The following is a 19,105-nucleotide window of genomic DNA, read 5'->3' as shown; positions in this document are numbered from 1 at the left end:
AATGGCTATCGAAATCAAAGCCCCCACTTTCCCGGAATCGGTTGCCGACGGCACCGTTGCCACCTGGCACAAACAACCGGGCGACGCTGTAAAGCGTGACGACCTGATCGTCGACATCGAAACCGACAAAGTTGTGCTGGAAGTGTTGGCCACTGCTGACGGCGTGCTGGGCGCTATCGTCAAGAACGAAGGCGACACCGTTCTGTCTGACGAAGTCCTGGGCTCCATCGAAGCGGGCGGCGCTGCTGCCGCTCCAGCCGCCGCCGCTGCTCCGGCCGCTGCACAGGCTGCTGCTCCAGCCGCCGAAGGCGAAGACGATCCTGTTGCTGCACCGGCTGCTCGCAAGCTGGCTGAAGAAAACGGCATCAACATCGCGTCCGTTGCCGGCACCGGCAAAGGCGGTCGTGTGACCAAGGAAGACGTCGTAGCCGCTGTTGCTGCCAAGAAAGCCGCTCCGGCTGCCGCGCCTGCCAAGGCTGCTGCTCCTGCTGCCGCTGCTCCTGTGTTCGCCGCTGGCGACCGCATCGAGAAGCGCGTACCGATGACCCGCGTTCGCGCTACCGTGGCCAAGCGTCTGGTAGAAGCTCAGTCGAACATGGCGATGCTGACTACCTTCAACGAAGTCGACATGACCGAAGTCATGGCCCTGCGTTCGAAGTACAAGGACCTGTTCGAGAAGTCCCACAATGGCGTACGCCTGGGCTTCATGTCGTTCTTCGTGAAAGCGGCCACCGAAGCGCTGAAACGCTTCCCGGCTGTCAACGCGTCGATCGACGGTGCCGACATCGTTTACCACGGCTACGCTGACGTCGGTGTGGCTGTTTCCAGCGACCGCGGCCTGGTCGTACCGGTTCTGCGTAACGCCGAACTGATGAGCCTGGCTGAAATCGAAGGCGGCATCGCCACCTTCGGCAAGAAGGCTCGCGACGGCAAACTGTCGATGGACGAAATGACCGGCGGTACGTTCACCATCACCAACGGTGGTACCTTCGGTTCGATGATGTCCACCCCGATCGTCAACCCGCCGCAAGCGGCCATCCTGGGCATGCACAACATTCTGCAGCGTCCTATGGCGATCAACGGTCAGGTCGTTATCCGTCCGATGATGTACCTGGCTCTGTCCTACGATCACCGTCTGATCGATGGCAAAGAAGCTGTGACCTTCCTGGTTACCATCAAGAACCTGCTGGAAGACCCGGCTCGTTTGCTGCTGGATATCTGATTTCGTTGCACGGGTCGCCGCTTGACGGGCGGCCCATCTGTAATGACCAGCTTCGTCCCACGACGGTCCCCAAAAGGGACCGTCCGGTTTGATTCGAGAAGGAATGACACATGACTCAGAAATTCGACGTGGTAGTGATTGGCGCGGGCCCTGGCGGCTACGTGGCTGCCATTAAAGCAGCGCAACTGGGCCTCACCACTGCCTGCATCGAGAAATACACCGACAAGGAAGGCAAACTGGCCCTCGGCGGTACTTGCCTGAACGTCGGCTGCATTCCATCCAAGGCACTGCTGGACAGCTCCTGGAAATACAAGGAAGCCAAAGAAGGCTTCGCGATCCACGGTATCAATCACGCTGGCGTGACCATGGACGTGGCGGCAATGGTTGGCCGCAAAGCCAACATCGTCAAAGGCCTGACCTCTGGCGTTGCCACCCTGTTCAAGGCGAACGGCGTCACTTCCCTGCAAGGTCACGGCAAATTGCTGGCCGGCAAGAAAGTTGAACTGACCAAGCCAGACGGCAGCGTTGAAATCATCGAAGCCGAGAACGTGATTCTGGCTTCGGGCTCGCGTCCGATCGACATTCCACCGGCTCCGGTTGATCAGAACGTGATCGTCGATTCGACCGGCGCACTGGAATTCCAAACCGTACCTAAGCGTCTGGGCGTTATCGGCGCTGGCGTAATCGGTCTGGAACTGGGTTCGGTATGGTCGCGTCTGGGCGCTGAAGTCGTTGTTCTGGAAGCGCTGGAGAAGTTCCTGCCAGCCGCTGACGACGCAGTTTCCAAAGAAGCCTACAAAACCCTGACCAAACAAGGTCTGGACATCAAGCTGGGTGCTCGCGTCACCGGTTCCAAAGTGAACGGCGACGAAGTCGTTGTGAACTACACCGATGCCAACGGCGAACAGAGCATCACTTTCGACAAGCTGATCGTTGCCGTTGGTCGCCGTCCAGTAACTACCGAACTGTTGGCTGCCGACAGCGGTGTGACCATCGACGAGCGCGGTTTCGTATTCGTTGACGACCAGTGCGCCACCAGCGTACCGGGCGTTTACGCGATCGGTGACGTGGTTCGCGGCATGATGCTGGCGCACAAGGCGTCCGAAGAAGGCATCATGGTGGTTGAGCGCATCAAGGGCCACAAAGCACAAATCAACTATGACCTGATCCCTTCGGTTATTTATACTCACCCGGAAATCGCGTGGGTTGGCAAAACCGAGCAGGTATTGAAGGCTGAAGGCGTTGAAGTTAACGTTGGCACCTTCCCGTTCGCAGCCAGCGGCCGTGCCATGGCAGCCAACGACACCGGCGGTTTCGTGAAAGTCATTGCCGATGCCAAGACTGACCGCGTATTGGGCGTCCACGTGATTGGCCCGAGCGCTGCAGAACTGGTTCAGCAGGGCGCGATCGGCATGGAATTCGGCACCAGCGCTGAAGACCTGGGCATGATGGTTTTCTCCCATCCGACCCTGTCTGAAGCCTTGCACGAAGCAGCTCTGGCAGTGAATGGCGGCGCCATTCACATCGCCAACCGCAAGAAGCGTTAAGACAATAAGAAACCACGGCGGTATGGCCCGTCGTGAGCCTTGCATGCAAGACTCACCGCGGAATATCCGCTGGACGCAGTCTTGCGTAGCTGCACCGGTTGTCCGGAAAGGCTACGCAAGCAGCAGTCACAGGTGGTGCGGCACTTGAACGAGTGCAGCACCGAATGCGCAGTACCTAACGAAGACGGTAATAAGCATGAATCTTCACGAGTATCAGGGTAAGCAGCTGTTCGCTGAGTACGGCCTGCCAGTTTCCACCGGTTATGCGGTAGACACCCCGGAAGCAGCAGCAGAAGCTTGCGACAAAATCGGCGGCACCGAGTGGGTTGTCAAAGCCCAGGTCCACGCTGGTGGTCGCGGTAAAGCGGGCGGCGTAAAGCTGGTTCGCAGCAAAGAAGACGCTAAGGCATTCGCACAGCAGTGGCTGGGCAAGCGTCTGGTGACTTACCAGACTGACGCCAATGGTCAGCCAGTCACCAAGATCCTGGTTGAATCGTGCACTGATATCGCTAAAGAGCTGTACCTGGGCGCTGTCGTTGACCGTTCGAGCCGTCGCATCGTGTTCATGGCTTCCACCGAAGGTGGCGTGGACATCGAGAAAATCGCTCACGACACTCCAGAAAAAATTCTGAAAGCCACTATCGATCCACTGGTTGGCGCTCAGCCATTCCAGGGTCGCGAGCTGGCATTCCAGCTGGGTCTGGAAGGCAAGCAGGTTGCTCAGTTCGCCAAGATCTTCGTAGGTCTGGCCAAGCTGTTCAAGGATCACGACCTGGCTCTGCTGGAAGTGAACCCGCTGGTGATCAAGGCTGACGGCGATCTGCATTGCCTCGACGCCAAGATCAACATCGACGCCAACGCCATGTATCGTCAGCCTAAGCTGAAGACTTTCCACGATCCGTCGCAAGACGATCCGCGCGAAGCGCACGCTGCCAAGTTCGAACTGAACTACGTAGCACTGGAAGGCAACATCGGTTGCATGGTCAACGGTGCTGGCCTGGCCATGGGTACCATGGACATCGTCAACCTGCATGGCGGCAAACCAGCCAACTTCCTCGACGTGGGCGGCGGTGCTACCAAAGAACGCGTTACCGAAGCGTTCAAGATCATCCTGTCCGACACTAACGTCGCTGCAGTACTGGTCAACATCTTCGGCGGCATCGTTCGTTGCGACATGATTGCCGAAGGCATCATCGGCGCTGTGAAAGAAGTCGGCGTGAAAATCCCGGTTGTTGTTCGCCTTGAAGGCAACAACGCTGAGCTGGGCGCTAAAGTACTGGCAGAAAGCGGTTTGAACATCATCGCTGCTACCAGCCTGACCGACGCTGCTCAACAAGTTGTCAAAGCTGCGGAGGGCAAATAATGAGCGTCCTGATCAATAAAGACACCAAAGTTATCTGCCAGGGTATTACCGGTTCGCAAGGTAGTTTCCACACCCAGCAAGCCATCGAATACGGCACCAAGATGGTTGGCGGCGTTACTCCTGGTAAAGGCGGCACCGAGCACCTGGGTCTGCCAGTGTTCAACACCGTGAAAGATGCTGTAGCTGCCACTGGCGCCACCGCCAGCGTGATCTACGTTCCAGCTCCTTTCTGCAAGGACTCCATCCTGGAAGCGGCGTTCGGCGGCATCAAGCTGATCGTTTGCATCACTGAAGGCATTCCTACCCTGGACATGCTGGATGCCAAGGTCAAGTGCGACGAGCTGGGCGTAGTCCTGATCGGCCCTAACTGCCCAGGCGTGATCACTCCAGGCGAATGCAAGATCGGCATCATGCCAGGTCACATTCACTTGCCAGGCAAGGTCGGTATCGTTTCCCGTTCCGGCACCCTGACCTACGAAGCTGTGAAGCAGACCACTGACGCCGGTTTCGGTCAGTCGACTTGCGTCGGCATCGGCGGTGACCCGATCCCGGGTTCGAACTTCATCGACATCCTGAAGCTGTTCCAGGAAGACCCGAAGACCGAAGCGATCGTGATGATCGGCGAGATCGGCGGTTCGGCTGAAGAAGAAGCGGCTGCCTACATCAAGGCACACGTGACCAAGCCGGTTGTTTCCTACATCGCTGGTGTGACTGCTCCTCCGGGCAAGCGCATGGGCCATGCTGGCGCAATCATCTCTGGCGGCAAAGGCACTGCAGACGAGAAGTTTGCTGCCCTGGAAGACGCAGGTGTTAAAACCGTGCGTTCGCTGGCAGACATCGGCAAGGCTTTGTCCGAGCTGACCGGTTGGGCTGTCAAATAAGCCTCGCGCTTAGCTGACGCTTCACCAAACAAAGGCCACCTTCGGGTGGCCTTTGTCGTTTCGGGAGTTTGCGTCGACAGTGCGGACGCCATCGCGGGCAAGTCCGCTCCCACAGGGAATTGTGCCGTATGCATTTTTTGTGAGCGACCCGCTCCACTGTGGGAACGCGCCTGCCCGCGATGGCGGACTTACAGGCGCCAACCCATTACATGCAAAAACGCGACACAAAAATGTCGTGTATCGGAATGTTCGCCCTCTAACAGTGCGTTTTTCGCTCAAATTCGTTAGGCTAGCCGCCATTTTTGCGTCCGCATCCCACAAGGAAGCTTCGCGCTAAAGGGTCAGTCCTATGCGGGCCGACAGCATTTCCCTCACCCATAAGGGAAATCCCTCTCTAAATTCCGATTCAGTAGTGTGGTATTTCCTTAATGAAAGTGTTGAAAGGCCAGGACATTCTGGCACTTGGTTTTATGACGTTTGCCCTGTTCGTCGGGGCTGGCAACATCATCTTCCCGCCTATCGTCGGTTTGCAGTCCGGGCCTCATGTCTGGATGGCGGCGCTGGGCTTTCTGATCACGGCGGTGGGTCTGCCGGTGATCACCGTGGTTGCCCTGGCCAAGGTCGGCGGCGCCATGGATGCCTTGAGCAGCCCGATCGGCAAGGTCGCTGGTGGCCTGTTGGCCGCTGCGTGCTACCTCGCCGTTGGCCCGCTATTCGCGACGCCGCGTACGGCGACTGTATCGTTCGAAGTGGGCCTGGCGCCGCTGACCGGCGAGAGCCCGCTGGCGCTGTTCCTCTATAGCTCGGTGTACTTCCTGTTGGTGTTCTTCATCTCGCTCTACCCGGGCCGTTTGCTGGACACCGTAGGACGTTTCCTCGCACCGTTGAAGATTATCGCCCTGGCTGCACTCGGCATCGCCGCGTTCGCGCTGCCGGCCGGTGACATCGGCGTGGCGACACCTGAGTATGTTGCTGCACCGTTTTCCCAAGGCTTCATCAATGGTTACCTGACCATGGATACCCTGGGTGCGCTGGTGTTCGGCATCGTTATCGTCAACGCCATCCGCTCTCGCGGCGTGGATTCTCCGGTACTGATCACCCGTTACGCGATCATTGCCGGGCTGATTGCCGGTGTCGGTCTGGCGCTGGTGTATGTCAGTCTGTTCCGCCTCGGTTCGGGCAGCCATGAAGTGGCTGCCGGCGCCACCAACGGTGCGGCGGTGTTGCACGCTTACGTTCAACACACCTTCGGCTCCTTGGGCAGCGGTTTCCTCGCGGTGCTGATCTCGCTGGCTTGCCTGGTGACGGCGGTCGGTCTGACGTGTGCCTGCGCCGAGTACTTCAGCCGTGTGCTGCCACTGTCCTACAAGAGCTTGGTCATCATCCTCGCCGCGTTCTCCCTGCTGGTGTCCAACCTGGGCCTCACCAAGCTGATTGCGTTCTCAATCCCTGTTCTGACTGCGATCTACCCGCCGTGCATCGCGCTGGTCGCCCTGAGCTTCTGCAAGGACTTCTGGCATGAGCAGGGACGCATTGTGGGTCCGGTGATGTTGGTGTCGTTCATCTTCGGCCTGATCGATGCGCTCAAGGGCGCGGGTCTGGCGGATTGGATGCCGACGCAATTGGCTCATTTGCCGTTGAGCGAGCAAGGTCTGGCGTGGCTGGTGCCGTCGGTCATGACCCTGGTGGTGGCGGTGGTTTGCGACCGGATGCTGGGCAAGCGCGAAGAAGTGCTGGCTTAAGCTGCTTCACGGCCCGCCATAAGCGGGTCTTGAGCTTCAACAGAAATGCCCCGTATCAATCGATACGGGGCATTTTTTATGCGCGTGAGGCAGTGTCTTTTTTTGTGAGCTAACGTCGAAGCATTGCAAATCCCACAGGGTTTCGGATCCTCCGCAAATACATCACAAGGACCTGCATGTCGTTCATCCACGCCAACCTGATCCACATTCTTGCCGCCGTCTGGTTTGTCATCTGCTGGGGCGGCTATACCCGTTATGCGACATGGAAGGGCCGCGACACCGCGTGCCTGGCCAGCGTATTGCACCTGTACCGTGAAGACTGGATGCGCCGCATGCTGCTGCGCGACAACCGTATTGCCGACGCCAGCGTGGTCGGCAATCTGGAGCGCAATGCGTCTTTCTTTGCTTCCAGCACGTTGATCATTCTTGCCGGCATTCTCACCGTTCTCGGTGCTTCTGAGCGGGCCGTGTCATTGCTGGCGGATATTCCAATGGTGCAACAGGCCTCGCAGGGCATGTCGGAAATCAAGTTGCTGTGCCTGGCGCTGGTGTTCGTCTATGCGTTTTTTACTTTCAGCTGGTGCATGCGGCAGTACAACTTTGCAGCGATTCTGATCGGCTCGGCGCCAATGGTCGGAGAGCGGCACGTTTCAGAGCAGGAGCGCAAAGCCTTCGCGGCCCGTGCGGCGCGTGTCATCTCCATGGCCGCCAACCAGTTCAACTTCGGCCTGCGCTCCTATTACTTCGGCATGACCATGCTGGCGTGGTTCGTCAGTCCCTGGTTGTTCATGTTGATGAGTGCCGGCGTGGTGCTGGTGCTGTATCGCCGGGAGTTTCATTCCGACGTTCTCGATGTGATGGTCTATACCCCTACTGAGGCGCCATTGCCTGAGGCAAACAAAGAGGCAGCTTGATGAGTATTCCGTTCTGGTGTGTGTTTATCAGCGCTTTGCTGATTTACGTGGCCCGCATGCCGGTGGCCAAGGCCATGAAAGAGCAGGGCGGTTACAACAATCACCTGCCACGCCAACAGCAGGCCCAGCTCACTGGCTTCGGTGCTCGAGCGGTGGCGGCCCATCAGAACTGCTTCGAAGCTTTCATATTGTTCGCGGTGGGGGTGTTGATCGCGCACACCACGCAAACGGCGGGTTGGCTGATTGATACGCTGGCAATCATCTTTGTGATCACCCGCATCATTTACTTATTGTGCTACTGGGGCGATCTTGCCTGGCAACGAAGTCTGGTGTGGGTTGTCGGGTTAGTGTGTTCGTTGCTTTTGATGATTAGTCCGACTTTTAGAACGATTTTGCTCTAACAGGGTAAATGTCAGGCAAAAGAAAACCCGCACTTGGCGGGTTTTCCTTATCACGCTAAAAACTGTTTTAGTTTTTAGGTGCTTCTTTTGCAGCGGCTTCGTTCGATTCAGCCTGCGCTTTGGCAGCTTCAGCGTTTTCTTTCGCTGCGTCGTTCACTTTATCCTGAGCTTTGTTCATGTCTTGCTGAGCCTGCTCAGCATGTTGGTTGGCATCTTGAGCTTTGTCCTCGGATTTTTTATCGCAGGCAGCGAGACCGAGGGAAGCGGTCAACATCAAGGCAATAGCTAAAGTCTTACGCATGGGGTGTTTCTCCTTATGGAAAATATCTACTGGCCTTTCGAGCGCGGCCATCAGGGTTAAGTTCCTCAATTCGTTCAGATATATAAGATTATTCCCACGGGAACTTTTACGAATACGCCTAGTGCGGTGTCGGAATACTAAGAAGAGTTTTTATCAAATGGCCGAAAACCCCGTTTTTGAGCGCGCGACGCGATTTCTATCGGCATTGCGACACTGTCAGGTACTCGGGCTGCGAGTTCATAGCGCCAGCAGTGCCGGGCTCACCGTGATTCTGCCGTACAGCCCGCAAATCGTCGGTAACCCGCAAACCGGCGTGATCCACGGCGGTGCACTGACTACCTTGATGGACACCGCGTGTGGAATGTCTACCCTCTGCGTACTGCCCGAGTTCGAAGTCTGCCCGACCCTCGATCTGCGCATCGATTACATGCACGCGGCCGAGCCGCACAAGGATGTGTACGGTTTTGCCCAATGCTATCGGGTCACCACGGACGTGATCTTCGCCCGCGGCTTTGCCTATCAGGACGATCCCGAACAGCCCATCGCCCATGTCGTGGGCACGTTCATGCGCATGGGCAAGGCCATCAAAGGCACCAAAGGCTTTGGTGGCGTCATCGCCGGAGGGGCGAAATGACTGACAACTTCAAGGAACAACTGCAACAGGCCCATGAGCAGGGCGATTACGCCTCGCTGCTGCATTTGATTCCCTACGCCAAATTGATTGGAGTCGAGTGCTCGCGGGTCGGCGATGAGCTGCTGTTTCGCCTGCCTGCGAGCAAGGACAACATTGGTAACCCATTATTGCCGGCGATTCACGGCGGTGTAATTGCCGGGTTCATGGAGCTGTCCGCTGCCTTGCACCTGCTGATTTTTACCGGCTCGCCGGGTGTACCGAAGATTATCGACTTTTCCCTCGACTACCTGCGTGCCGGGCAGTTCCGCGATACGTGGGCTCGCTGCCAAGTGTGCCGTCAGGGGCGGCGTGTCGCCAACGTGGCAATAACCGCCTGGCAAAGCACCGAAGCCGAGCCCATTGCCACCGCCCGTGCCCACTTCAAAATCGATGAGCCCTTGAAATCCTGATCCGAGCCCCCAACTTTGATGACAACCCGCCGCCGACCCTCTACGTCGCGGCCACTGCCATCTGATTGGAGTTTGATGACCATGAGTGTGGAAACTCAAAAGGAAACCCTGGGCTTCCAGACCGAGGTGAAGCAACTGCTGCACCTCATGATCCATTCGCTGTATTCCAACAAGGAAATCTTCCTTCGCGAATTGATCTCGAACGCCTCTGACGCTGTCGACAAATTACGTTTCGAAGCCCTGTCCAAGCCTGAGTTGCTGGAAGGTGGCGCCGAACTGAAAATCCGTGTGAGCTTCGACAAAGACGCTAAAACCGTCACCCTCGAAGACAACGGCATCGGCATGAGCCGTGAAGACGCGATCACCCATCTGGGCACCATCGCCAAATCCGGCACCGCTGATTTCATGAAACACTTGTCTGGCGATCAGAAGAAAGATTCGCACCTGATCGGTCAGTTCGGCGTGGGTTTCTACTCCGCCTTCATCGTCGCCGACAAAGTCGACGTGTTCAGCCGTCGTGCCGGTGCTGCCGCCAGCGAAGGCGTGCACTGGTCGTCCAAGGGCGAAGGCGATTTTGAAGTTGCCACCGTCGAGAAAGCCGAGCGCGGCACCCGCATCGTCCTGCACCTGAAGTCCGGTGAAGACGAGTTCGCCGATGGCTGGCGTCTGCGCAACATCATCAAGAAGTACTCTGACCACATCGCTTTGCCCATCGAGTTGCCGAAAGAAGTGGCAGCCGTCGAAGGTGAAGAGAAGCCGGCCGTTGAATGGGAAACCGTCAACCGCGCCAGCGCCCTGTGGACCCGTCCTCGCACCGAGATCAAGGACGAGGAATATCAGGAGTTCTACAAACACATCGCGCACGATTTCGAAAATCCGCTGAGCTGGAGTCACAACAAGGTCGAAGGCAAGCTCGAATACAGCTCGCTGCTTTACGTACCGACCCGTGCTCCGTTCGACCTGTACCAGCGCGAAGCGCCGAAAGGCCTGAAGCTGTATGTGCAGCGCGTGTTCGTCATGGACCAGGCCGAATCGTTCCTGCCGCTGTACCTGCGCTTCATCAAAGGCGTGGTCGATTCCAACGACCTGTCGCTGAACGTGTCGCGGGAAATCCTGCAGAAAGATCCGATCATCGACTCCATGAAGTCGGCGCTGACCAAGCGTGTTCTGGACATGCTGGAGAAGCTGGCGAAGAACGAGCCTGAGCAATACAAGGGCTTCTGGAAAAACTTCGGTCAGGTCATGAAAGAAGGCCCGGCAGAAGACTTCGCCAACAAAGAGAAAATTGCTGGCTTGCTGCGTTTCGCCTCCACTCAGGGCGAAGAAGGCGAGCAGGTGGTCGGTCTGGCCGAATACCTGGCTCGCGCCAAGGAAGGTCAGGACAAGATTTACTACCTGACCGGCGAAACCTACGCGCAAGTCAAAAACAGCCCGCACCTGGAAGTCTTCCGCAAGAAAGGCATCGAAGTGCTGCTGCTGACCGACCGCATCGACGAGTGGCTGATGAGCTACCTCAGCGACTTCGACGGCAAGAGCTTTGTCGACGTGGCGCGCGGTGACCTGGACCTGGGCAACCTGGACTCGGAAGAGGACAAGAAAGCCGCAGAAGAAGTCGCCAAGTCCAAAGAAGGTCTGGTTGAACGTCTGAAAACTGCACTGGGCGATTCGGTTGCTGAAGTACGGGTTTCCCATCGTCTGACCGACTCCCCGGCGATTCTCGCTATCGGCGAGCAGGACCTGGGCCTGCAAATGCGTCAGATCCTCGAAGCCAGCGGTCAGAAGGTTCCGGATTCGAAGCCGATCTTCGAATTCAACCCGGCTCACCCGTTGATCGAGAAGCTCGACAGCGAGCAGAGCGACGAGCGCTTCGGCGACCTGTCGCACATCCTCTTCGATCAGGCGGCCCTGGCGGCCGGCGACAGCTTGAAAGACCCGGCCGCGTATGTGCGCCGTCTCAACAAGCTGCTGGTTGAACTGTCGGTTTAACGGCGTTGTAAAAAAACCCGCTTCGGCGGGTTTTTTTATTCCTGGGCTTTAGCGGGCGGGGGGCAGCTCGATCCGCTCAACTTCTCCCGGCACCGTTGGCCAATCCCCGGCCGCCCAGCGTCGGCGTGCTTCATCGATAGCCGCCGGATCGCTCGCCACAAAATTCCAGTTGATCCTTCGCGGCCCATCCAGTGGCGCGCCACCAAACAGCACTGCATGACAGTCGGTCTCGGCGAACAACGTCATCTCTTCCCCCGCTGGCAGTACGACCAGCGCATGCGGTTCTATCCGTTCGCCATCGAGCTGTACATCGCCGCTCAACACGTACAGCGCCCGTTCTTCATGCTCGGTGGGAATCAGCAGCGTGGTTGCTGTCTGAAGGTTCAGTTCCGCGTAGAGCGTAGGAGAAAGCACCGGCACCGGCGATTCAAGGCAAAAGCCTGACCCGGCGATCATCCGGATCTTCACCCCAAGGTTATCGCTGACCGGCAACGTACACGCTGGATGATGACTGTAGTGTCCCGGTCCCTGTTCATGATCTTTCGGTGATGCAAGCCAGATCTGTAAACCGTGCAGGGTGAATCCGCGGTCCTTCAAGTCCTCGGGCGTGCGCTCGACGTGGGCAATGGCACTGCCGGCGGTCATCCAGCTGACGTCACCGGCCTCCACCACCTGATCGGAACCGAGGCTGTCCTTGTGCTGGATCTGCCCCTGAAACAGGTAGGTGAGCGTCGACAGACCGATGTGCGGGTGCTGACGGATGTTCATGCCTTTGCCCGCGGGATAACGGGTTTCCAGCATGTGGTCGAAAAACACAAAAGGCCCGACGCTGCGGCATTTGGCTGACGGCAGCGGGCGAAGAATCGGTTGGCCTTCGACATCTTCGGCGCGGGGACGGATCACGAGGGGAGTGTTCATGGTGCATTCCAGGCTGAGCGGGTGACGCGTGGAGCATAACCCGCTTGCCCGGCCCTTGCCGCTATTGGCTGAAGGCGCCTTCTGACAGATGGGTTTCGATGCTGACTTCAGTGGTGGTCATCAGCTTGTGCACCGGGCAGCGGTCGGCCACGCGGTGCAGTTCATCGCGCTGGGCATCGGTGAGCACACCCTTGAGCGTCAGTTTGACGTGCAGGACATATTTGCCTTTCTGCTCTTCACTGTTGTCGCGTTTGACCTCCACACCAACACCCGTCAGCGGAATGTCTTTTTTCTTCGCATACAGCTTCAAGGTCAAAGCCTTGCACGCGCCGAGCGCAGCATCGAAGTAATCATGTGGCTCGGGTGCCGAGCCTTCACCGCCGGCGGAGGTTGGCACATCGGCAAAGAGTTCGTGGTCATCGATTTGTACGCTGTGACGAAAACCTTCGGCGGAAACGGTATTGATGGTAACGGTCATGGCAAGCCTCCCAGGCAGGAATTAAGTCATTCGATCAAAAAGACTTCGTTGTTATAGAGCATTCCTGTCCGGTCGCGTTCCACTTTCTTACCGGCTGAACCGTCTGCAGTGCGCCGAGGTCTACGCTTTTCCTGCCGCTGGAGATTGCCTGTGCGTTTATCCTGCTTGAGCTTTACCGCGTTGATGCTGCTGACGAGTGTTGAAGCCTTCGCTCGCGAATATGGCTACAGCGACGCGCACCTGCATTACGTGGATTTCTTCCAGGAAAGTGCGGGCATGCCGAAATTGCTCAAGGCCATGGCCGACAATCGCATTGATCATGTGATGATTTCCGGCATTCCGGTGGCCAAAAAATGGCACGAAGATGAACCGAAGCGCCCGCGCTATTACGCCGGTGATGACGCCGATGCCTATTGGTACAGCGCAACAGACACTATCGTCGCCGCCGCGGTGAACAAACTGACACCCGAACAGCGACAACACTTTCATCCGTTCCTGTCCGGCTTCAACCCCAACGATAAAAACTCCGCGGCCCATATCCAGCGCGTGCTGGATCTCAATCCGGGGCTGTGGCAGGGCATCGGCGAAGTCTTCACCCGTCACGATGACCTGACCGCGCTGACCTCCGGGGATACGCCGCGGGCCAATAACGAAGCGATGACACGGATCTATCACCTCGCCGCCGAAAACGACTTGCCGGTAATGCTGCACTCCAACATCACTTCCAAGCGTGAGAAAAATCCGCTGTACCTCGCGGAAATCGAAGAACCGCTGCGCAATCACCCGCACACCCGCTTTCTCTGGGCGCATGCGGGCACCAGTGCCGAGATACATCGGCACCAGACTCAGCTGGATTTTCTGCTGCCGACCCTGACGCGCATGCTTGAGGCTTATCCCAATCTGTACATCGACCTGTCCTGGAGCCTGCTGACGCCTTACTTGCTGGACGAGCAGGGCAAGCCTCGCGAAGCGTGGTTAAAGCTGGTGGAGCGCTTTCCGGAGCGCTTCATGATCGGCTCGGACGTGGTGGGACGTTTCAACAAGCTCGGTCAGGAAATTCATGGATTTGATCCATTTCTTGACGCATTGCCCGAGGAGATTGCGAGAAAAGTCGCGCGGGACAACTTTCTGTCGATCCTGCCGCACGCCGTTCGCTAGTCGTTGCTGCCCTTCGATCAAAGTATTTGGATGGTTTGATATTACGTTTTCGTCTTACTAAAAAGTTTTGCGAGCCGATACCTTCTAAAGAAACCAGCTGCAGGTACGATGCAGCATTTTTTTTTTGGAAGGAACCAAGGCAATGAGTATCAGAAGTATCAATATTGCGCCGCGTGCAGGCCTGGGTTTTGGTCTGTTGGCGTTGATGGTGTTTGGGTTGGGGGCGTTCGCCCTGCTGCAAATGTCGAACATGCGCGCACAGTCGGATCAGGTGGATGACAACTGGCTGCCCAGCGTGATGGTGGTCGGTGAAATGAGTCAGGACATGTTGCGGCTGCGGGCCTTGACCATGCGCCTGCTGATCGAACGCGATCCGCAGGCGCTGGGGCAGAATGTCGGCAAGCTCAACGAACTCAAAGGTACCCTCGAAGAAACGCATCAACGCTATGACCGGCTGATCGTGTTGCCGGAAGAGCGTGTGCTGTTCGACCGTTTCAAGGCCGCCGAGCAGAAGTACCTGCAGTTTCAGAGTCAGGTGATGAACCTGTCCGCTCAAGGACGAGTGGAGGAGTCGGCAGCAATTCTCAACGGCGATATGAGCCCGATTGCCGATGGCATCGCCGTGACGCTCAAGGAGTTGGTGGAACTGAACAAACGCAACGCCAATCTCGCTACCGAGTCGGGGCGTGTGGTGTTCAGCTACTCCAGGTTCTGGGTCGGCGTGATGATTGGCGTGACGGTGTTGATGACTATCGGCCTGGCGCTGTTGTTGACGCGCAGCATCGTGTTGCCGCTCGCGCAATCGTTGAAGGTGGCTGAAGGGGTGGCGGGCGGCGATCTGACCGGTGACATCCGCATCTCCGGCAAGGATGAACCGGCGCGTCTGCTGCAGGCGCTGAAAAGCATGCAGCAGAGTTTGCGCGACACCCTTCGGCGCATCTCCGACTCGTCCAGCCAATTGGCTTCGGCTTCGGAAGAACTCAGTAGTGTCACCGAAGCCGCGACCCGTGGCCTGCATCAGCAAAGCCTGGAAATCGATCAGGCGGCGACGGCAGTCAATCAAATGACGGCCGCCGTGGAGGAGGTGGCAAGCAATGCGGTGGCCACGTCCGAAGCGTCGCGTGAATCTGACCGGATCGCCCAGCATGGCCGCGAGCAGGTTCACCAGACGGTGTTATCCATCGAGTCTCTGGCTGACGATGTCACCGCCAACGCCTCACAGGTCGAAGACCTCGCGCTGAAGGTGTATGGCATCAGCAAGGTGCTTGACGTGATTCGCTCGATCGCCGAACAGACCAACCTGCTGGCCTTGAACGCAGCGATCGAAGCGGCGCGGGCCGGGGACGCCGGGCGCGGGTTTGCGGTGGTGGCTGACGAGGTGCGCGCCCTGGCGCACCGGACGCAGCAATCGACGGGGGAAATTGAGCAGATGATTATGGGTATCCAGCAAGGCACCGATTCTGCCGTCAGCTCAATGCAGCAGAGCAACACCCGCGCGCGTTCGACACTCGAAGTAGCGAAAGCCGCCGGTGTCGCTCTGGAAGAAATCGCGTCGGCGTTCACCTTGATCAATGAGCGCAACATGGTGATCGCCAGCGCCTCAGAGGAACAAGCGGCAGTAGCGCGAGAGGTGGATCGCAATTTGATGAACATCCGTGATCTGGCGTTGCAGACGTCGGCGGGGGCGAATCAGACCAGTGCGGCGAGTCAGGAATTGTCGCGGCTGGCGGTGGACCTGAACACGATGGTCGCGCGGTTTTCAGTCTGACCAGACGCTGCAAACCCCGTAGGAGCGAGCGTGCTCGCGATGGACGTTAACGATAACGCTGTAAACCTGACAACCTGCGGCGTTCATCAACCCATTGCGAGAAAGCTCGTTCCTACATAAAGGCGAAAAAAAACCCCGCATTAGCGGGGCTTTCCATATCGATCCGGATCAGCTGCCCTTGACAGCCTTGCCGTTGACCTTGCCGTCGAGGAGCATGATGTTGTACTCCTTGCCGTCGGTTTCGACCTGTTGCAGGCGGACCAGCAGGTAATCCCAGTCCTTGGCGAACCACAGCACGGTGATGCGCTTGCTTTGTGTCGGATCGCGTACGCGCTCGACCTTGATCGCGTCGATCTGGCCAGCCTTGGTGTCGACCTTTTCCGAACCCAGCACGCGGAAGTCATAGGTATCGACTTCACCATCATCGACCACCTGGTAGCTCATGCTTTTCTTGCCGGCAGCCACGTCATGCTGGAGAGCAAGCTGATAGGTGGATTTGTCGACCATGCCGCGGTTGAGCGGAATGTTGACGGCGTCACCACGATCGGTGCCGGTGACCTTTTTGGCGGTCCAGTCGAAATCCAGGTCAGCCTTTTTGGCTTTGCCCAGGCCACCGCGTTCAAAGTGGTAGGACTGTGGCAGCAGGGTGTCCTTGTCCAGGGTCAGGGTACTTTCTTCGGTCAGGCTGGCGATCATCATCGAGGCCTTGAAGCTGAGCTTCCAGACGCCGTTGGCTTCCTTGGTGAGGCTGCGCTCGGCGGTGCCGCTCATGGGCAGCTGCTTCCAGTCGGCGGTGTAGCTGGCGGAGAAAGGTTGAAGTTCCGCAGCCTGCGCGAAAGGCAGGGCAAGCAGAGCGCAAGCGAAGAGCAGGGCGCGACGCATAAAATCTCCTAGGTTCGAATCAAGTGGCCGCTGGCCGCGAGTAACTTGCCATCCAGTAAAGCACCTTGTTCACCGAGTGATAAGCGACCTTCTGCAAACCAGCGTACGGCCATCGGGTAGATCAGGTGTTCCTGGGTGTGAACTCGCTGCGCCAGACTCTGCGGCGAATCGTGCAACTCTACCGGTATTACTGCCTGTACGACCAGTGGTCCGCCATCGAGTTCCTCGGTGACAAAGTGCACGGAACAGCCGTGTTCAGTGTCGCCGGCCTCCAGCGCGCGCTGATGAGTGTGTAACCCTTTGTATTTGGGTAGCAGCGAGGGGTGGATGTTCAGCAGGCGACCCGCGTAGTGGCGCACGAAGTCAGCGCTGAGAATACGCATGAAACCGGCCAGTACCACGAGTTTGGGATTGAAGGCGTCGATCAGTTCGATCAGCGCGGCATCGAAGGCTTCGCGGCCTTCGAACGCCTTGTGATCCAGGGAGCGGGTGTCGATACCCGCCTCCCTGGCGCGTTGCAGGCCGTAGGCGTCGGCGCGGTTGGAAATCACCGCGGCGATGCGGACCGGGCTGTCGCCGGTCCGCGTGCTGTCGATCAAGGCCTGCAAGTTACTGCCGGTGCCGGACAACAGCACCACCACATCACAGGTCTGGGACATCAATGAGCCTTGAGGTTCTTCAGTTCAACCTGAGCCGCGCCTTCGGCAGCGGTGGCGATCTGGCCGATGACCCAAGGCTGCTCGCCGGCTTCACGCAGCACGTTCAGCGCGGTTTCAACGTGCTCTTGAGCCACGCAGATCACCATGCCCACGCCGCAGTTCAGCACGCGGTGCATTTCGTTTTCGTCGACGTTGCCTTTCTCTTGCAGCCAGTCGAACACGGCAGGGCGAGTCCAGCTCGCAACGTCAACCACCGCTTGAGCGCCTTTTGGCAGCACGCGCGGGATGTTGTCCAACAGGCCGCCACCGGTGATGTGGGCCATGGCTTTGACCGCGCCGGTGTCCTTGATCAGCTTGAGCAGCGGCTTCACGTAGATGCGGGTCGGGGCCATCAGCAGGTCGGTCAGCGGCTTGCCGTCGAGCTGGATGTTTTCGATGTCGGCACCGGACACTTCGATGATCTTGCGGATCAGCGAGTAGCCGTTGGAGTGCGGGCCGGAAGACGGCAGGGCGAGCAGGGCATCGCCGGCAGCGACTTTCGAACCGTCGATGATTTCGGATTTTTCCACGACGCCGACGCAGAAACCGGCCAGGTCGTAGTCTTCGCCTTCGTACATGCCAGGCATTTCAGCGGTTTCGCCGCCCACCAGGGAGCAGCCGGACAGTTCGCAGCCTGCGCCGATACCGGTCACGACCTGGGTCGCGGTTTCGACGTTGAGTTTGCCGGTGGCGTAGTAGTCGAGGAAGAACAGTGGCTCGGCGCCGCAGACCACCAGGTCGTTCACGCACATGGCCACCAGGTCGATGCCGATGCTGTCGTGCTTGTTCAGGTTCAGCGCCAGACGCAGCTTGGTGCCGACGCCGTCAGTGCCGGAAACCAGTACAGGCTGCTTGTAGCCGGCCGGGATTTCGCAGAGGGCGCCGAAACCGCCCAGGCCGCCCATGACTTCCGGGCGCGCAGTGCGCTTGGCGACGCTCTTGATGCGTTCGACCAATGCTTCACCGGCGTCGATGTCTACACCGGCGTCCTTGTAGCTCAGGGAGGGTTGCTTGCTCATGATCCAGGCCTTTAGGGGGGATTCAGGGGTAACGACCGAGTCCAGTGGGACCGCCGAAACAAACGAAGGGCATGTGCCTTGCGCGAATTTCAGGGTGCCCGGCTGTTGCCGGTCTGCGAAGGCGCGCGATTTTATCAGGCTTGAGGGGCAGCGGCCATCCTCAGGCCGACAGCAGGGGCATATCGATACAAAAAAACCGCTATTGCCCGTGTTGGTCGCCTCCCGCTTGGCTGTATAAGGTATCGCGATTAACCGTCTATCGTTATGGCAGTGCGAAAAACTTAACCGGGACGCGTGAATGTTTTACGTCGGGCGATGGTCACAGCCTTGCTCGATTGTCTTCATGCGGTCAGTTCCAGCCGCTCTTGTCGTCAGGAATCTTCCATGCGTTTTTTCAGATCATTGTTTGTGGGTTGTTTGTCTCTGGTCAGTCTGGCAAGTCATGCCGACACTGTAAAAGGTCTTTATCAGGTGCGTGAGCCTGTCACTAGTCAGGCGCCGGAAGAGCGTGATCAAGCCACCCAGCGTGCGCTCGATACGCTGGTGTTGCGCCTGACCGGCGATCCCAAGGCTGTGCAAAGTCCGGGGTTGGCGGCCATTCGCAAGGACCCGCAGCAGATCATCAGTCAGTACGGCTTCGATGCTGGCCCGCCGGAAGTGCTGAAGGTGGATTTCGACCCGGCCAGCACCGAACAGGCGTTGCGCCGTGCCGGGCTGTCGTTGTGGGGCGCGAACCGGCCATCG

The 19,105-nt window shown here is 58.2% G+C and carries 19 protein-coding genes; 13 read left to right on the top strand and 6 right to left on the bottom strand.

What is annotated here, in order from left to right; translation table 11 throughout:
• The first annotated feature begins 1 nt into the window (after position 1).
• From odhB to Q7W83_RS18640, 7 genes are all read left to right on the top strand, one after another.
• Complete coding sequence (odhB, locus tag Q7W83_RS18670) at positions 2 to 1,222, top strand: 2-oxoglutarate dehydrogenase complex dihydrolipoyllysine-residue succinyltransferase (RefSeq protein ID WP_033056077.1); 1,221 nt, start codon at positions 2 to 4, stop codon at positions 1,220 to 1,222.
• Between the two features lie 110 nt (positions 1,223 to 1,332).
• Positions 1,333 to 2,769 (top strand): dihydrolipoyl dehydrogenase, encoded by a 1,437-nt coding sequence (gene lpdA / locus Q7W83_RS18665; protein ID WP_150630175.1) that lies wholly within the window; start codon positions 1,333 to 1,335, stop codon positions 2,767 to 2,769.
• 196 nt (positions 2,770 to 2,965) lie between these two features.
• Positions 2,966 to 4,132, top strand: coding sequence for an ADP-forming succinate--CoA ligase subunit beta (gene sucC / locus Q7W83_RS18660; RefSeq protein ID WP_007898980.1), 1,167 nt, complete (start codon positions 2,966 to 2,968; stop codon positions 4,130 to 4,132).
• Positions 4,132 to 5,013 (top strand): succinate--CoA ligase subunit alpha, encoded by an 882-nt coding sequence (gene sucD / locus Q7W83_RS18655; RefSeq protein WP_053156820.1) that lies wholly within the window; start codon positions 4,132 to 4,134, stop codon positions 5,011 to 5,013. The genes sucC and sucD overlap by 1 nt, the downstream gene beginning before the upstream one ends.
• Positions 5,014 to 5,441: 428 nt before the next feature.
• Positions 5,442 to 6,755, top strand: a complete 1,314-nt coding sequence (brnQ, locus tag Q7W83_RS18650) for a branched-chain amino acid transport system II carrier protein (RefSeq protein WP_150637757.1) — start codon at positions 5,442 to 5,444, stop codon at positions 6,753 to 6,755.
• A gap of 176 nt (positions 6,756 to 6,931) precedes the next feature.
• Complete coding sequence (locus Q7W83_RS18645) at positions 6,932 to 7,669, top strand: DUF599 domain-containing protein (RefSeq protein WP_150630173.1); 738 nt, start codon at positions 6,932 to 6,934, stop codon at positions 7,667 to 7,669.
• Complete coding sequence (locus tag Q7W83_RS18640; protein WP_150630172.1) at positions 7,669 to 8,070, top strand: MAPEG family protein; 402 nt, start codon at positions 7,669 to 7,671, stop codon at positions 8,068 to 8,070. The genes Q7W83_RS18645 and Q7W83_RS18640 overlap by 1 nt, the downstream gene beginning before the upstream one ends.
• Positions 8,071 to 8,137: 67 nt before the next feature.
• On the opposite strand, the gene Q7W83_RS18635 is transcribed toward Q7W83_RS18640, so the two are convergent.
• Entirely contained in the window at positions 8,138 to 8,371 is a 234-nt protein-coding gene (locus Q7W83_RS18635; RefSeq protein WP_064679026.1) for a hypothetical protein, read from the bottom strand.
• Between the two features lie 157 nt (positions 8,372 to 8,528).
• On the opposite strand from Q7W83_RS18635, the gene Q7W83_RS18630 reads away from it, so the two are divergent.
• The 3 genes from Q7W83_RS18630 to htpG all read left to right on the top strand — a co-directional run bounded on the left by Q7W83_RS18630 (position 8,529) and on the right by htpG (position 11,440).
• Positions 8,529 to 9,005, top strand: coding sequence for a PaaI family thioesterase (locus Q7W83_RS18630; protein WP_150630171.1), 477 nt, complete (start codon positions 8,529 to 8,531; stop codon positions 9,003 to 9,005).
• A complete protein-coding gene (locus Q7W83_RS18625) occupies positions 9,002 to 9,454 on the top strand; it encodes a PaaI family thioesterase (RefSeq protein WP_150630170.1) in 453 nt (150 codons plus the stop codon). The genes Q7W83_RS18630 and Q7W83_RS18625 overlap by 4 nt, the downstream gene beginning before the upstream one ends.
• A gap of 81 nt (positions 9,455 to 9,535) precedes the next feature.
• A complete protein-coding gene (htpG, locus tag Q7W83_RS18620) occupies positions 9,536 to 11,440 on the top strand; it encodes a molecular chaperone HtpG (RefSeq protein WP_150630169.1) in 1,905 nt (634 codons plus the stop codon).
• 48 nt (positions 11,441 to 11,488) lie between these two features.
• Here htpG and Q7W83_RS18615 read toward each other — a convergent pair whose 3' ends face one another.
• Complete coding sequence (locus tag Q7W83_RS18615) at positions 11,489 to 12,358, bottom strand: pirin family protein (protein WP_473656471.1); 870 nt, start codon at positions 12,356 to 12,358, stop codon at positions 11,489 to 11,491.
• A gap of 61 nt (positions 12,359 to 12,419) precedes the next feature.
• Complete coding sequence (locus tag Q7W83_RS18610) at positions 12,420 to 12,836, bottom strand: OsmC family protein (RefSeq protein WP_150630167.1); 417 nt, start codon at positions 12,834 to 12,836, stop codon at positions 12,420 to 12,422.
• Between the two features lie 183 nt (positions 12,837 to 13,019).
• Between Q7W83_RS18610 and Q7W83_RS18605 the strand changes: the two genes are divergently transcribed.
• Together Q7W83_RS18605 and Q7W83_RS18600 are read left to right on the top strand one after the other, a co-directional pair.
• Positions 13,020 to 13,994, top strand: coding sequence for an amidohydrolase family protein (locus Q7W83_RS18605; RefSeq protein ID WP_412070960.1), 975 nt, complete (start codon positions 13,020 to 13,022; stop codon positions 13,992 to 13,994).
• Between the two features lie 142 nt (positions 13,995 to 14,136).
• A complete protein-coding gene (locus Q7W83_RS18600) occupies positions 14,137 to 15,762 on the top strand; it encodes a methyl-accepting chemotaxis protein (RefSeq protein ID WP_150630165.1) in 1,626 nt (541 codons plus the stop codon).
• A 168-nt stretch (positions 15,763 to 15,930) separates the two neighbouring features.
• On the opposite strand, the gene Q7W83_RS18595 is transcribed toward Q7W83_RS18600, so the two are convergent.
• From Q7W83_RS18595 to purM, 3 genes are read right to left on the bottom strand one after another with little or no spacing between them, the layout of a single operon-like run.
• Positions 15,931 to 16,644 carry a DUF3108 domain-containing protein gene (locus Q7W83_RS18595; protein ID WP_150630164.1) on the bottom strand — a complete coding sequence of 238 codons (714 nt, stop codon included), beginning with the start codon at positions 16,642 to 16,644 and terminating at the stop codon, positions 15,931 to 15,933.
• A gap of 8 nt (positions 16,645 to 16,652) precedes the next feature.
• A complete protein-coding gene (purN, locus tag Q7W83_RS18590) occupies positions 16,653 to 17,303 on the bottom strand; it encodes a phosphoribosylglycinamide formyltransferase (RefSeq protein WP_150630163.1) in 651 nt (216 codons plus the stop codon).
• Positions 17,303 to 18,361, bottom strand: coding sequence for a phosphoribosylformylglycinamidine cyclo-ligase (gene purM, locus Q7W83_RS18585; RefSeq protein WP_010456810.1), 1,059 nt, complete (start codon positions 18,359 to 18,361; stop codon positions 17,303 to 17,305). Before purM ends, purN begins: the two co-directional genes overlap by 1 nt.
• 384 nt (positions 18,362 to 18,745) lie before the next feature.
• Here purM and Q7W83_RS18580 point away from each other — a divergent pair.
• The coding region (locus Q7W83_RS18580; RefSeq protein ID WP_473656470.1) for a DUF2066 domain-containing protein at positions 18,746 to 19,105 on the top strand (360 nt) is incomplete at its 3' end.

The sequence above is a fragment of the Pseudomonas sp. 300 genome (assembly GCF_055803035.1).
The sequence above is the reverse complement of the archived record's forward strand: the minus strand, read 5'-3'. Positions and strand labels throughout refer to the sequence as shown.

Bases quoted from the DNA above. Each gene is read 5' to 3' on its own strand.
- Q7W83_RS18595 (WP_150630164.1), bottom strand. From the start codon at position 16,644: ATGCGTCGCGCCCTGCTCTTCGCTTGCGCTCTGCTTGCCCTGCCTTTC.
- brnQ (WP_150637757.1), top strand. From the start codon at position 5,442: ATGAAAGTGTTGAAAGGCCAGGACATTCTGGCACTTGGTTTTATGACG.
- Q7W83_RS18635 (WP_064679026.1), bottom strand. From the start codon at position 8,371: ATGCGTAAGACTTTAGCTATTGCCTTGATGTTGACCGCTTCCCTCGGT.
- purM (WP_010456810.1), bottom strand. From the start codon at position 18,361: ATGAGCAAGCAACCCTCCCTGAGCTACAAGGACGCCGGTGTAGACATC.
- htpG (WP_150630169.1), top strand. From the start codon at position 9,536: ATGAGTGTGGAAACTCAAAAGGAAACCCTGGGCTTCCAGACCGAGGTG.
- Q7W83_RS18640 (WP_150630172.1), top strand. From the start codon at position 7,669: ATGAGTATTCCGTTCTGGTGTGTGTTTATCAGCGCTTTGCTGATTTAC.
- Q7W83_RS18615 (WP_473656471.1), bottom strand. From the start codon at position 12,358: ATGAACACTCCCCTCGTGATCCGTCCCCGCGCCGAAGATGTCGAAGGC.
- lpdA (WP_150630175.1), top strand. From the start codon at position 1,333: ATGACTCAGAAATTCGACGTGGTAGTGATTGGCGCGGGCCCTGGCGGC.
- Q7W83_RS18630 (WP_150630171.1), top strand. From the start codon at position 8,529: ATGGCCGAAAACCCCGTTTTTGAGCGCGCGACGCGATTTCTATCGGCA.
- Q7W83_RS18645 (WP_150630173.1), top strand. From the start codon at position 6,932: ATGTCGTTCATCCACGCCAACCTGATCCACATTCTTGCCGCCGTCTGG.
- odhB (WP_033056077.1), top strand. From the start codon at position 2: ATGGCTATCGAAATCAAAGCCCCCACTTTCCCGGAATCGGTTGCCGAC.
- Q7W83_RS18600 (WP_150630165.1), top strand. From the start codon at position 14,137: ATGAGTATCAGAAGTATCAATATTGCGCCGCGTGCAGGCCTGGGTTTT.
- purN (WP_150630163.1), bottom strand. From the start codon at position 17,303: ATGTCCCAGACCTGTGATGTGGTGGTGCTGTTGTCCGGCACCGGCAGT.
- Q7W83_RS18610 (WP_150630167.1), bottom strand. From the start codon at position 12,836: ATGACCGTTACCATCAATACCGTTTCCGCCGAAGGTTTTCGTCACAGC.
- Q7W83_RS18605 (WP_412070960.1), top strand. From the start codon at position 13,020: ATGCTGCTGACGAGTGTTGAAGCCTTCGCTCGCGAATATGGCTACAGC.
- Q7W83_RS18625 (WP_150630170.1), top strand. From the start codon at position 9,002: ATGACTGACAACTTCAAGGAACAACTGCAACAGGCCCATGAGCAGGGC.
- sucD (WP_053156820.1), top strand. From the start codon at position 4,132: ATGAGCGTCCTGATCAATAAAGACACCAAAGTTATCTGCCAGGGTATT.
- sucC (WP_007898980.1), top strand. From the start codon at position 2,966: ATGAATCTTCACGAGTATCAGGGTAAGCAGCTGTTCGCTGAGTACGGC.